Origin of the sequence: Neobacillus bataviensis LMG 21833 (genome assembly GCF_000307875.1) — a bacterium.
Lineage (GTDB): Bacteria > Bacillota > Bacilli > Bacillales > Cytobacillaceae > Neobacillus > Neobacillus bataviensis.
Window position 1 is genome coordinate 1 of record NZ_AJLS01000114.1, and the last position, 13,108, is coordinate 13,108.

12 protein-coding genes are annotated in these 13,108 nt (G+C 40.7%); 10 read left to right on the forward strand and 2 right to left on the reverse strand.

What is annotated here, in order from left to right; genetic code table 11:
- The first annotated feature begins 254 nt into the window (after window positions 1–254).
- The 3 genes from BABA_RS13870 to BABA_RS13880 all read left to right on the forward strand — a co-directional run bounded on the left by BABA_RS13870 (window position 255) and on the right by BABA_RS13880 (window position 2,980).
- Window positions 255–800, forward strand: coding sequence for a cysteine hydrolase family protein (locus tag BABA_RS13870; RefSeq protein ID WP_007085826.1), 546 nt, complete (start codon window positions 255–257; stop codon window positions 798–800).
- Between the two features lie 117 nt (window positions 801–917).
- On the forward strand, window positions 918–2,381 hold the full coding sequence (locus BABA_RS13875; RefSeq protein ID WP_007085827.1) for a nicotinate phosphoribosyltransferase: 1,464 nt from the start codon (window positions 918–920) through the stop codon (window positions 2,379–2,381).
- Window positions 2,382–2,527: 146 nt separating this feature from the next.
- Window positions 2,528–2,980, forward strand: a complete 453-nt coding sequence (locus BABA_RS13880; RefSeq protein WP_007085828.1) for a MarR family winged helix-turn-helix transcriptional regulator — start codon at window positions 2,528–2,530, stop codon at window positions 2,978–2,980.
- A 91-nt stretch (window positions 2,981–3,071) separates the two neighbouring features.
- Here the strand turns inward: BABA_RS13880 and BABA_RS13885 are convergent, their stop codons facing one another.
- Window positions 3,072–3,575: a CarD family transcriptional regulator gene (locus tag BABA_RS13885; protein ID WP_007085829.1), complete on the reverse strand. Its 504-nt coding sequence runs from the start codon at window positions 3,573–3,575 to the stop codon at window positions 3,072–3,074.
- 320 nt (window positions 3,576–3,895) lie between these two features.
- Here BABA_RS13885 and BABA_RS13890 point away from each other — a divergent pair, with 320 nt between their 5' ends.
- A complete protein-coding gene (locus BABA_RS13890) occupies window positions 3,896–5,257 on the forward strand; it encodes a DHA2 family efflux MFS transporter permease subunit (protein ID WP_051186053.1) in 1,362 nt (453 codons plus the stop codon).
- 38 nt (window positions 5,258–5,295) lie between these two features.
- On the forward strand, window positions 5,296–5,748 hold the full coding sequence (locus BABA_RS13895; protein WP_007085831.1) for a universal stress protein: 453 nt from the start codon (window positions 5,296–5,298) through the stop codon (window positions 5,746–5,748).
- A gap of 70 nt (window positions 5,749–5,818) precedes the next feature.
- Here the strand turns inward: BABA_RS13895 and BABA_RS13900 are convergent, their stop codons facing one another.
- Window positions 5,819–6,574 (reverse strand): IclR family transcriptional regulator, encoded by a 756-nt coding sequence (locus tag BABA_RS13900; protein WP_007085832.1) that lies wholly within the window; start codon window positions 6,572–6,574, stop codon window positions 5,819–5,821.
- A 391-nt stretch (window positions 6,575–6,965) separates the two neighbouring features.
- On the opposite strand from BABA_RS13900, the gene BABA_RS13905 reads away from it, so the two are divergent.
- The 5 genes from BABA_RS13905 (at window position 6,966) to BABA_RS13925 (ending at window position 13,015) form a co-directional block, all read left to right on the forward strand.
- Window positions 6,966–8,006 (forward strand): phosphotriesterase family protein, encoded by a 1,041-nt coding sequence (locus BABA_RS13905; protein ID WP_007085833.1) that lies wholly within the window; start codon window positions 6,966–6,968, stop codon window positions 8,004–8,006.
- A gap of 21 nt (window positions 8,007–8,027) precedes the next feature.
- Window positions 8,028–9,032: a phosphotriesterase family protein gene (locus BABA_RS13910; protein ID WP_007085834.1), complete on the forward strand. Its 1,005-nt coding sequence runs from the start codon at window positions 8,028–8,030 to the stop codon at window positions 9,030–9,032.
- A 130-nt stretch (window positions 9,033–9,162) separates the two neighbouring features.
- Window positions 9,163–10,326: a thiolase domain-containing protein gene (locus BABA_RS13915; RefSeq protein ID WP_007085835.1), complete on the forward strand. Its 1,164-nt coding sequence runs from the start codon at window positions 9,163–9,165 to the stop codon at window positions 10,324–10,326.
- 3 nt (window positions 10,327–10,329) lie between these two features.
- On the forward strand, window positions 10,330–10,743 hold the full coding sequence (locus BABA_RS13920) for a Zn-ribbon domain-containing OB-fold protein (RefSeq protein ID WP_007085836.1): 414 nt from the start codon (window positions 10,330–10,332) through the stop codon (window positions 10,741–10,743).
- Window positions 10,744–11,317: 574 nt separating this feature from the next.
- Window positions 11,318–13,015: a CocE/NonD family hydrolase gene (locus BABA_RS13925; RefSeq protein WP_007085837.1), complete on the forward strand. Its 1,698-nt coding sequence runs from the start codon at window positions 11,318–11,320 to the stop codon at window positions 13,013–13,015.
- The last annotated feature ends 93 nt before the right edge of the window (window positions 13,016–13,108 follow it).

Here is a 13,108-nt window from a genome sequence, read left to right on the forward strand (position 1 = left end):
CTTTTTAGACTAACTTTAATATTATCCAAATCGTTGGATTTTGTCTTATTTAGAGCAATTAATCGGAATATCTCCGCTTATATCTGCATCTTAAGCTTCCTTTATATACATTAACCGGAAATTCTCCGCCTATGAATTCTCATAACTGCACTTAAAATAGTAACAGAACCAATTTAAGATGTTACAACTGTTTATAAATCTGTGTATAATGGATTCAAGACATTAGTCAAGACAGTTAAAAGGGGCGATGGAAGATGAAGGCATTCATTAATATCGATTACACCTATGATTTTGTGGCAGATGCAGGGGCGTTAACCTGTGGAGAGCCTGGGCAGGCGATTGAAGGGAAGATTGTTGAATTGACGAAGGAATTTATCGCAAATGGCGACTACGTTGTTTTTGCGATTGACGTTCATGATCAAGGAGACGAATACCATCCGGAGACGAAGCTGTTCCCGCCGCATAATTTACGCGGTACCGCCGGTCGAGACCTGTATGGGGTACTTCAGGAAGTATATGAAGAGAATAAACAACTTGAAAATGTTGCTTATATGGATAAAACAAGATACTCAGCATTTGCCGGAACGGATCTTGAAATCAAATTACGTGAGCGCGGTATTACAGAGGTTCACCTGGTGGGCGTTTGTACGGATATTTGTGTTCTTCATACGGCTGTTGATGCCTATAATAAGGGATTTAAAATTGTTGTTTACAAAGATGCCGTAGCATCTTTCAATCTGGCAGGACACGAATGGGCGCTTGGACATTTTGAACAATCGCTTGGTGCAACGGTTAAATAGACTTTTTAATCTAATAGCTGTCTTCATCCTATATGACTTGTCAGTCCGCAAGTTTCCATTTACGGTATTATGGGTTATAATGGTGAAAAGCTGTAATAGTATTTCGGAGGTCGAATTATGAAACACATTTATCATGATGATAGTTTAGCTCTGCATACTGATCTATACCAGATTAATATGGCCGAGACGTATTGGAGAGATGGGATACATAATAAACGTGCGGTCTTCGAACTATTTTTCCGCAAGCTTCCTTTCGGGAACGGTTATGCTGTTTTCGCAGGACTAGAGAAAATTATTCAATATACTCAGGGCTTCCGTTTTAGCGAAGAAGACATAGAGTATTTGAAAAATGAAGTAGGATACAAGGACGATTTTCTTGAATATCTAAAAAATATGCGTTTCACTGGTTCCATTCGTTCGATGAAAGAGGGCGAACTTGTTTATGGCAATGAGCCGATTTTACGTGTCGAAGCACCACTTGGTGAAGCACAAATAATTGAAACTGCTTTGCTTAATATTGTGAATTACCAAACATTGATTGCCACGAAGGCTTCAAGAATCAAGCAAGTCGTCGGCAATGAAGTCGCGATGGAATTTGGGACAAGACGAGCGCAGGAAATGGACGCAGCCATTTGGGGAACAAGATCTGCCTACCTTGCCGGCTTTGAAGCGACCAGCAATGTAAGAGCCGGGAAGCTATTTGGTATTCCTGTTGCGGGCACTCATGCCCATTCTATGGTTCAAGCCTATAAGGATGAATATACCGCGTTCACGAAATATGCAGAATCACATAAGGACTGTGTCTTTTTAGTAGATACGTATGATACCCTTCGTCTCGGTGTACCAAATGCTATTAAAGTGGCAAAAGAGCTAGGGGACAAGATTAATTTTATCGGGATCCGCTTAGACAGCGGTGACCTTGCATACCTATCTAAAGAAGCACGGAAACTGTTGGATGAAGCAGGATTTACCAAAGCAAAAATTTACGCATCAAGCGATTTGGATGAGCATACGATTATCAACTTAAAAGCTCAGGGTGCTAAAATCGATAGCTGGGGAATCGGCACAAAGCTGATTACTGCCTACGATCAAGCGGCGCTCGGCGCTGTTTATAAAATTGTCTCGATAGAAGATGAGAACGGTAATATGGAGGATACGATTAAGATTTCCTCTAACCCCGATAAAGTGACGACACCAGGGATGAAAAAGGTTTACCGGATTATCAATAATACGAACCACCATGCTGAAGGGGATTATATCACGATGGAGGATGAGAAGCTTCCTGAAAAGCGGCTCCGGATGTTCCATCCAACCCATACGTATATTAATAAGGTGGTTACAAACTTTACAGCAAAAGAGCTTCATGAAGATATTTTTACTAATGGTGAGCTTGTTTATGAAATTCCTTGCCTTGAAGAATCTCGTGAGTACCTAAAGCAAAACCTTGATGCATTATGGGACGAGTATAAGCGGATTATGAATCCAGAGGACTATCCGCTTGACTTAAGTCAAAAGTGCTGGGATAACAAGATGAAAAATATTGAAGAAGTGAAAGAGAAAGTGGCAGCAATGAAGGAATAGGCATAGTCGGGCGTCCTGTGAAGGGCGCCTTTTTCTATGAAAAAAAATGGGAGTGTGGCAAAAGTACCGTAATGGAATAGACAAGTATAGCTAGTCAACCAAATTGACAACCAATACCGGATTTTGTATAGTAGGTGGCGAAGATGATGATTGGAGTGAATCGTTTGATTTCAAACTCTGAATTGCAAAATTTGGATCTTATCGACCTATTAAGTGAGCGTCATAGTTTGGTTCGAAAAATCTCAGAGAAAGCATGGAACAATCAAAGTGAGATTTATATTTCAAATTCTGAATGGTATATCATGGCTAGGATTTATAAAAAACAGCCTAGCATTTCGTATGTGACAAAAAATGTAGAAATTTCTCGTCAGGCGATCCATAAGTTTATCAAAAATCTTTCTGATAAGGGATTAGTTGAAGTCAAAAATGTAGAAAACAACAAGAAGGAAAAATGTATCCGGTTAACAGCCTTAGGTGAAGAATGCTACGAAAAAAACGGGGCACTCAAAGCCCAACTAGAGGAAAAGATTGCTGAAAAAATAGGCGCGGAGCAAGTACATATTCTTAAAGACCTATTAAAGTTAGATTGGGACATATAAAATTTACAGCTACGAAAAGAAACTAAAAACCCACGCTTTGTTCATTTAAATGACGAAGCGTGGGTTTTTCTTTATATTCAGATCGTCAATCTTATTTCATTTCCTTTATAAACCTTATTACCATTTCATTTATTTCTTCAAAAGTAGTCTCCAATGATATAGCTAATTCTTTAAATAGGATATTTTGTGTATTATTCAATAGTTTACGGTCTTGTTCGTAGAGTTTTTTTCCATGAAGTTCAGCTTCAACTTTTTTCTGCATCAGCGTATTTACCACCATAGCAATGTCTTTCCGATCACCGGTGTTTATAATATCGGAAAATAACTTGAAACGTATATTAGGATTATCAACCCATTTTATCCCTGGATTTTTGAAAGATTCAAGGATTTCATTGGTCTCTTCTTGTTGGATCAGTTCAAGCATGACCACTTTATCATTATTTACAGGAGTACTTATGGTTAATTGATGATTATTATCCATAGGATGTAATACATAATAAGTTCTTGTAATACCTGAAATAGTTTTCTCACAAATATCGTCAATTTTGCAAATACCATGTGCGGAATAGATGACCAAATCTCCAATAGTAAACATTTGTTCACTCCCCATATATCTCACCAACTAAGTTAATAATACCTCAATGAAAAAATAATGTCAACTAAGTTGACATTTTGAAAAAATTTTTGATATAGTTAACAAATCGTTTGTATCTGGGGGTGTACTACGGATTGGATTATTGCTGATAATCGAAATTATGACATATCTATTTCAGCAGGAAAGAAACAAAGGGTACACGAAATTTTAATTGAAGGAGTTTTAAATAAGTGAATAATACAGCACGGAAGCAACTTAACATAAGTCAGAATCAACAAAGTAATACAGTACAGACTCAACAATTCAAAACAGGCCCAATCATGGCTGCGCTTTTTGTAGCAGGATTTGTCGGACTGTTTAGTGAAACGGCATTAAATATTGCCTTAGGAGATTTAAGTCAAATATTTAGCGTTAGTGCAACGACGATCGGTTGGTTAGCAACTGGCTATTTCTTAACGTTAGGTATTTTAGTGCCGGTAACCGGCATATTGATGCAGAAGTTTACAACAAGACAAATGTTTTTGACTTCTATATCACTATCCCTAATCGGAACCTTAATAGCCGCAGTTGCACCTGTCTTTAGTCTTTTATTGGTGGCACGTGTAATCCAAGCGGCGGGATTAGCCATTGCTTTACCTTTAACGCAAAATGTTATCTTCACCATCTTCCCGCCAAATAAACGAGGCGCTGCGATGGGAGTTATGGGCTTAGTTATGCTAGCTGGCCCAGCATTAGGCCCTACCATTGCGGGACTTATTTTAGATACATTATCATGGCATTGGATTTTCTGGGTTACAGTACCTTTCTTACTATTTTCTCTATTTTTTGGGATTAAGTATTTACCGAATGTGAATGAGGTTCGCAAGGTTTCGATTGATGCAGTATCGGTTATTCTTTCGACAATCGGATTCGGTGGGGTCGTTTACGGATTTAGTGTATCGGGGGATGCCGGTTGGACAAGCGCATCAGTTCTTGGATCCATCATCATTGGATTTGCAGCACTTATTCTTTTTGCCATTCGTCAAACGAAAATGGAGATGCCAATGCTGAATCTAAGAGCATTTAAAACCCCGCTTTTCGTTATTGGCGTTATCTCAAGTTTTATCACGTTTTTTAATATGTTGTCCATGCTTGTTATTTTACCAATGTACATGCAAATGTCTCTATTAATAGCTGCATTTACAACAGGTCTCGTCCTTCTGCCAGGAAGCTTGCTTAACTGTATATTAGCTCCAACCATTGGTCGTTTATTTGATAAATATGGGCCGAAAGCGGTTATTACACCTGGAACTATTTTAGTAGCAATTGGTTATGTATTTTATTCACAATTTGGTACGGACACGGCTTTATGGATGATTGTGGTCACACATATTGTCATGATGTTAGGGATAGGGGCAGTGCTTGCATCTGTGCAAACAAACACGTTAAATTCTCTTCCAAAACAGTACTATCCAGATGGAATAGCTATCACTCAAACGATCCAACAAGTAGCTGGCGCCATTGGAATTGCCGTAATTGTTTCGCTTTTATCAGCTAAACAAAATAGTTACCTAGCAACTACTGCCAATGACTTGCCACAAGCAACCGCAGCTGGGTCATCACTAGTCTTTACTATCGGTTTAGTATTAGCGGTGGTGAATGTTGTACTGTCTTTATTCATGAAAAAGCCAAGTTCCCATTAATCTAAAGGCAAAACAAATGTTAGTAGGAGATGTGGCAGATGGATCATTATAAAAGTATTTTAGTAGCGGTAGATGGTTCCAAAGAAGCTGAATTTGCATTTCACAAATCAATCAATGTTGCAAAACGTAATAAAAATTCTTTATTAACAATAGTAAATGTAATCAATACTCGTTCATTTGAAGCTTTTGATCGCTCAGTTGTTGAGCATGCACAGAAGTCAGCAGAGGAACTGTTAAATGGCTACAAATCACAGGCTGAAGCTGAAGGGGTTAAAAATGTAAAGGTAGTAATCAAATACGGTTCCCCGAAAATTATGATTACTGGTGAGATGGCTAACATAGCCAAAGCTGATTTAATTATGTGTGGTGCTACGGGGCTAAATGCGGTGGAACGATTCTTAACTGGTTCCGTATCTGAAGCAATCGTTCGGTCAGCTAAATGCGATGTTTTAGTGATTCGCAGACCAGTTTTACATGCCGTTAAAGGATGATGATATTGGGCATTTTAAGCGGGGGAAATCCCCCGCTTCTAAGTACTATTCGTCCTTATTTCATATGCGATTAATAGCCGAAAGTACCTGAAATTTCTTTGCTGATTCGGATTAAATATTGAGATAGTTCATTATTTTCATCGAAAGGGATAAACTCAGAAAAGCCGACAACCGTTATGGTTCCAAGAAGTTTTTTCTTATAGTTTAATACTGGGATAGATACCGATGACACAGAAGATACCAGTGGCTCCCGTGCAAAGGAAATTTCTTTCTCTTGAATGATTTTGCATTCATCTTCAAGCTGAGAAACCTTATCTTGCGGAATTTGAGTAAATTCCTTTGCCTTCCATTCGCGAATTAGATGCTCGTCCATGAAGGCCATAAACACTTTTCCTGTTGCAGAACGAATAGGAAGAAAGGTTCCTATTTGAGCGCCAATATTAATCCCGCGATTGTTGTTCAACTCTTTTACAACCATTGGACCATTAGAGGTCCAGCTGGCAAATAGGACGGTACTCGAACTCTTTTCGTTAATTTCATGCAAAAAAGGTGAGACCCGGTCAATCACATTTTCTTGATCTACAGCAGCCATTCCATATTCAATCAACTTGCTTCCTAATATATATTCTCCCGTATCCTTGGTACGATAAAGGATGCCTAATTGTGTGAAGGTATTTAAATATTTATAAAGATTACTTTTTGTAATCTGTGTTAATTCTTGAATATCGGAAAACTTAAGTGGCCTGCCCTGTTTGGCTATTGCTTCTATAATCCCCATCCCTATTTCTAACGATTGGATGGTTGTTCCTTTTTTAATGACTTCCATATTGAACCTCCTAGAGACCTTAATCCCTATTTTACCATATCTGTAAATCCTACAGTCGAACAAGGGCAATAATTATCCAATTTAGAATTATTAGAAAAATGTTTGACTTTGGTATAACAATATTATAATATAAAATCAATAAATAGTGATCCATGTCACTATTTATGGAATAGAAAGCGATTACAACCCTAAGATAGCATTTTGGGAAGGATAATGATATTTACCCAAGCAAGCAGATTTTTTTTTCGTTGGATTAAACCGACTGGTCTGTTATAAAAATCTTTCTTATTATCTAGACCGACTGGTCTGTACAAACATTCTCTTTACAACTCAATCATCGTCTTCGACACCTCTTAAGGTGAGGAACTATTAAATGATAGGAGGTTTTATAATGCTAGATAATTTAGAAACGAAAAATTCAGGTGCTGTTCGTACAGTTCTTGGACTAGTGCCGACTCAACAACTAGGGATTGTGCTCATTCATGAATCACTATTATCTGTAGTGCCTGGTGCACAGTTTGCACCAGAAATTGAGATGGACAGAAGTAAGATATTTGAGGAATTAAAGCGTAAGCTTACTGAGTTTCGTAGAGTTGGAGGAAAAACAATTGTTGACCGCAGCGGTATGTTTCACGGTCGTGATGTCAAGCTTTACGAAACACTTTCCAAAACAACAGGTGTCCATATCGTAGCGTCAACGGGTTTAGGGCCTGAGCCGATGTTAAGCGGTTACTTTCTTACACCACAAAAAAATCCGCCTACACCATGGTCTGCAGAACAATTTGCTGATTTGTTCGTAAAAGAGGTGACAGAAGGAATCGTTGTACCACGTATTGAACGTTCAGGACTTGCAGGATTAGTGACGTCAATTGCAAGTCAAAGTGGTATTTCGGAAAAAGAGACGAGTCTTTTCCGTGGTTCTGCGCAGGCAGCTCGCGCAACGGGAGTACCTGTATCTGTACAATACGGAACAGATGCTGTTAATGATCTAGAAATTTTATTAGGTGAAGGCATTGAACCAAACCGTGTCATCATCGGAGGCCTTGACCGTCTGGATGCAGCAAAACGTAAAGAAGCATTCGCTGTTGCACGTCGCGGTGCTTATATTGCTTTGGATCATGTTGGCTGGACAACGCACGAAGGTTACGTTAGTGACGTGGATCGTGCTCAATTAGTTGCAGTGTTATTTGCAGAGGGTCTTGGTGACCGTGTATTGATTTCAACGAATGCGGTGGGTGTTGCAAAGGGTCATGAGGCAAAAGATCTTGGATTCGATTACTTACTGACAAAATTCGTACCAATATTACGTAAAGCCGGTGTGACGGACGAACAGGTTCGTGTTCTTTTAGAGGAAAACCCACAACGTGTACTTACTGCCCAGCTTTTAGCAGCTGCAGAAAAGGAATCTGTTGTGGCAGCAGAGCAAAACTAAAGGTGAGGAGTGAATAAATAAATGGGTAAGGTAAATACAGTTCTTGGTCCAATTGCAACAGAAGATTTAGGGATTACAGCCATGCATGAGCATATTGGGTTCGGTCTACCAGGGTGTGACTTAGACACGCAATGGTGGAAAAAACCTGAAGAAGCGTTTGACGTTACAATTCAAAAGTTACGTCGTTTCCGTGAACACGGAGGTAAAACATTCGTTGACTGTACAGGAATCGGAAATGGACGTGATGTCGAATACTTTCAAGTGCTTTCACGTAGAACGGGTGTAAATATTGTTGCTGTAACAGGATTTGTAGCAGGAGACTCAGCGCTGCCATATTTCCGTAACCAATCAGTCGAGTATCTTACGGATTTATTCATCCATGAAATTATGGTTGGTATTGACGGTACGGGCGCAAAAGCAGGTGCGATCAAAGTAGGTGTAAGTCGCGGCGGTAAACTAAGCGAACTTGATAAACGTATTTATCGTGCAGCTGCCCGAGCAGCGTTAAAAACAGGTGCTCCTATTATTACTCATTTATGCGTTGATGCTGAAACGGCCATAGCCATCTTTGATGAAGAAGGCTTACCACTTGATCGCGTGCTTATGGGTCATGCTGATGATGGCGGATATCTTGATGAAGAACGTGACAATTTGATTGCAAATCTAGGTGGATGGGTTGGTTTCGATACAATTGGCTATGACAGTGAGATGGAAGGTGCTCCATATTGGTCACGTCCTCGTCAAGATCGTGTTGAACATTTCCTTCGTTTCCTTGCTAAAGGTTATGTTGACCGTGCGCTTATTTCAGCAGATGCTAACTGCTGTGCTCTTGGCTGGCCAGGATTAAAAGGACATTCAGTAAATTACCTGTTTGAAGAATTCTTACCGGATCTTCGTAAAGCGGGTGTTGGTGAGGAAGTTTTTGAACAACTTTTAGTACACAATCCTGCGAAGATCTTAACTATGCAAGAACCTCGTTCATTCGAATCATTTGAAAAAACGGAAGCGTTACTAAAAAGGAATTAGAAGCGCCGTGTCGGTCGGCATCTGATTCCAGAAGCCAATCCTCTTTTAAAAGTAATAACTTAGTTCCGTGAATAGTGACATGATGTGATTTCAAAAATGGTTGAACAATATTTGCGAGGGGATTACGAAAATGAGTATTAAAGGAATGGCTTATATTGCAGGGGCGTTCGAGCATCCATCACGTAAGGCCCCGGATAAATCGGTTGCAGCTATACATGCGGAATGTGCTAAAGGTGCATTGGCAGATGCCGGACTTACATTTAAAGATGTAGATGGCTACTTCTGTGCTGGAGATGCTCCAGGCGGAGTCCTATCGATGGTCGATTATTTAGGGCTAAATGTACGACATGTAGATGGTACAGATACAGGTGGCTCTTCTTACATTGCTCACTTTTCACATGCCGCTCAGGCAATAGCGGCGGGGAAATGTAATGTGGCGCTAATCACAATGGGAGGCCGCCCACGCTCAGAAGGCAGAAGTGGTGTTAAACAAAAGGTAGTTGCTGCGAATGTTCCGGATACACCGTTTGAACTTCCTTTTGGGCCAACTGCTGTAAATGAATACGCGATGGCTGCGATGCGCCATATGTATGAATTTGGCACTACGAGTGAACAGTTAGCATGGGTTAAAGTCGCGGCTTCACATCATGCACAATACAATCCAAACGCGATGCTGCGTGATGTAGTAACAGTAGAGGATGTGCTTTCATCTCCCATGATTGCGGATCCATTGCATCGATTAGATTGCTGTGTCGTAAGTGATGGCGGTGGTGCTTTAGTAGTGGTTAGTCCTGAAATTGCCCAGAGTCTAAAACGCCCACTTGTCCGAGTGATGGGAGCTGGGGAATCAGCTAAAGGATTAATGGGTGGTAAAGTCGATCTTACTTATAGTGGCGCAGTATGGTCAGGGGCAACAGCCTTCGAGGAAGCCGGTGTTACGCCTCAAGATATTAAGTATGCGTCAATTTATGATAGCTTCACAATCACTGTGTTGATGCAGCTAGAGGATTTAGGTTTCTGTAAAAAGGGCGAAGGCGGTAAGTTTGTTGCAGATGGGAACCTGATTTCAGGTGTTGGGAAACTTCCAATCAATACTGATGGCGGCGGATTAAATAATAATCACCCAGCGAGTCGAGGAGGCATTATTAAAGTAATCGAGGCTGTACGCCAACTGCGTGGAGAGGCCCATCCAAAGGTGCAAGTAAACAATTGCGATCTTGCATTAGTTCATGGTACTGGCGGCGGGCTGGCAAGTCGTCATGGCAGTGCAACATTGATCTTGGAGAGGGTGTAAATAATGGGAACGATATATCAATCCAGAACAATGACCATTCCTGAAGTTCAGCCAGAACATAAGGAGTATTGGGATGCCGCGGCAGAAGGAAAGCTACTTGTTAAACATTGTGATTCTTGCGGAGAATATCATTCTTATCCACGTGTGCTATGCCCGTTTTGTATGAGTGATAAGAATTCATGGATAGAAGCGATAGGCACTGGCAGTATTTACACATATAGTGTGATGCGGCGAGGTGTTCCATATGCTATCGCCTTCGTTACGCTTGATGAAGGTCCGAAAATGATGACTAATATCGTCGATTGCGATTTAGATACGGTGCACATCAATCAAAGAGTAAAAGTGGTATTCAAGCAAAGCGGCGATCAGGATAATCCAGGGCCTTTTATACCTTGCTTTACACCTGTCGAAGCTTAAATGAACCTACGTTTATGTAAGCGGCACATTAAGAACACCAAACAATGAATAGGGATCGAAAATCTAGCAAACGGCCCTTAATAGGCGTTGTTGAGGACAAAATGGGGTTGAAAATCTAGCGGACTGTCCTTAATAGGCGCTGTTGAGGACAAAATGGAGTTAAAAATCTAGCGGACTGTCCTTAATAGGCGCTGTTGAGGACAAAATGGGGTTGAAAATCTAGCGGACTGTCCTTAATAGGCGCTGTTGAGGACAAAACAGGGTCGAAAATCTAGCAAATTGTCCTTAATAGGCGCTGTTGAGGACAAAACGGAGTTGAAAATCTAGCGGACTGTCCTTAATAGGCGCTGTTGAGGACAAAACGGGGTAGAAAATCTAGCGGACTGTCCTTAATAGGCGCTATTGAGGACAAAACAGGGTCGAAAATCTAGCAAACTGTCCTTAATAGCCTCTCTGTAGACAGAACTTAACGTTGATCTTCTTTTTATAGGGACATAGGCCGATGGAATGAATGATGAAAAATCCGTCGGATTCAAAACATACTTAGATGGACTGAGAAGAGGAGCGAATTGAAATGATAATCAAAAAGAACGTAGGGATTCCCATGCGTGATGGAGTGCATATCGCTGCAGATATCTACCTTCCTGATGGAGTAGACAAAGTGCCAGCGCTACTCGCCCTTAGTCCGTATGGGAAGGAACTGCAAGCACAAGCATTAACACTACCTCCACAGGCACGCCCAAGTCATCTGTGGAACGGAGCGATTGAAGCAGGTGATATTCGTGAAGTAGTATCACGAGGTTATGCACATATAATCGCTGACGTTCGTGGTACAGGTGGTTCTGAAGGTGAAATGTGCGGTAACTACAATTCAGGTGGTCATGGCGACGGTAATGATATCTATGACATCGTTGAGTGGTTGGCAGAGCAAGATTGGTGCGATGGCAACATCGGGATGATTGGCATTTCTTACTTTGCATCAGTACAAATTTTAGGTGCAGCGGAGCAGCCGCCACACTTAAAGGCAATTTTTGCGAACGGTGGTCACTTCGATCTTTATGAACTTTGTTATCACGGTGGGATTATGTGGTTAATGCCACGTGCTTCTCGTGAAGGACGCGGTGGTGATAGCGGTAACGCCTTCAATAACGTAGCAAGTAAGACCTCGAAAGTATTCACACCAGAACAGATTAAAGAAAAAACTCTAGAACGCTTAAACGATCCAGATATCGCACATTGGTCAGATTTTGTTCACCTTTTACATTATCAAGACCGTCACGAATTATGGATGGATTACTTATTAAATCCACTTGATGGCCCATTCTGGCAAGAAAAAAGCGCTATAGAAGTGGCCCATAAGGTTACCATCCCAACATACTTCCAAGCAAAATGGGGCCGAGGTTGGAACGTTGAAGGCACAATTGAATGCTTCCATAAAGTATCAGGCATTAAAAAGCTGGATATCCAAGCGCTGCCACCAATGTTAGAGCGTCCATTCCATGAAAGTCATGATGAAATGTTCCGCTGGTATGATTACTGGTTAAAAGGAATCGATAATGGCATTATGGATGAACCAACCGTGCAGTTTTCTGTAGAAGGTTCTTACAAATGGCGAAAAGAAGATCACTGGCCATTGCCATATGAAGTAAAGAAAGAGTTCTACTTGCGTCCTCGCCACAAAATGAGTGAGAAGAAAGAGCCGTTAACATCTGAATATGCACATCCAGATGGATTCTATCAAGCGCCATTAACCGTAACGACCACATCAGAAAAGATTAAATGGACTAGTGATAAATTTCTAGAGCCTGTAGAGATGACAGGTACAGGAGCGTTATATATTCATGCAGAAATCGATACCGATGATACAAACTTCATTGCTAAGCTTTATGATGTAGACCCAAGCGGCAAACGTACATTAATAACATCAGGTTATTTAAAAGCATCCCATCGTGAATTAAATGAAGAAAAATCAACATACGGTGAGCCATGGCACCCACACAACCGTGTGGTACCAGTAACACCTGGTGAAATTAACGAGTACGCCATTCGCTTATATCCATTCTCATTCTTAATTAAACCAGGAAACGCAATAGAATTAGAACTTGCATGTAACGAACCACTTGATGGAGAAGATGCAAAATTATTACCGCCAGATAGCTATCACTTACCAAGCGGACGTGCAACAACACACAAAATCTATCGTGATGCAAAACACCAATCCCGTTTAGTATTACCAGTCATTCCGAAAGAATTTGACGTTACAAATAAATAACAAGGAAATGGCAGAATAAATTACACCCTGAATTGGCGGTATCTCCTGTTAAAAGGGCAGCCACAGCCGATAAGGCCGCTCCTATTGGACAAA

Coding starts and splice junctions, on each gene's coding strand:
- BABA_RS13875 (WP_007085827.1), top strand. CDS start 918: ATGAAACACATTTATCATGATGATAGTTTAGCTCTGCATACTGATCTA.
- BABA_RS13905 (WP_007085833.1), top strand. CDS start 6,966: ATGCTAGATAATTTAGAAACGAAAAATTCAGGTGCTGTTCGTACAGTT.
- BABA_RS13885 (WP_007085829.1), bottom strand. CDS start 3,575: ATGTTTACTATTGGAGATTTGGTCATCTATTCCGCACATGGTATTTGC.
- BABA_RS13920 (WP_007085836.1), top strand. CDS start 10,330: ATGGGAACGATATATCAATCCAGAACAATGACCATTCCTGAAGTTCAG.
- BABA_RS13900 (WP_007085832.1), bottom strand. CDS start 6,574: ATGGAAGTCATTAAAAAAGGAACAACCATCCAATCGTTAGAAATAGGG.
- BABA_RS13910 (WP_007085834.1), top strand. CDS start 8,028: ATGGGTAAGGTAAATACAGTTCTTGGTCCAATTGCAACAGAAGATTTA.
- BABA_RS13890 (WP_051186053.1), top strand. CDS start 3,896: ATGGCTGCGCTTTTTGTAGCAGGATTTGTCGGACTGTTTAGTGAAACG.
- BABA_RS13870 (WP_007085826.1), top strand. CDS start 255: ATGAAGGCATTCATTAATATCGATTACACCTATGATTTTGTGGCAGAT.
- BABA_RS13895 (WP_007085831.1), top strand. CDS start 5,296: ATGGATCATTATAAAAGTATTTTAGTAGCGGTAGATGGTTCCAAAGAA.
- BABA_RS13925 (WP_007085837.1), top strand. CDS start 11,318: ATGATAATCAAAAAGAACGTAGGGATTCCCATGCGTGATGGAGTGCAT.
- BABA_RS13915 (WP_007085835.1), top strand. CDS start 9,163: ATGAGTATTAAAGGAATGGCTTATATTGCAGGGGCGTTCGAGCATCCA.
- BABA_RS13880 (WP_007085828.1), top strand. CDS start 2,528: ATGATTGGAGTGAATCGTTTGATTTCAAACTCTGAATTGCAAAATTTG.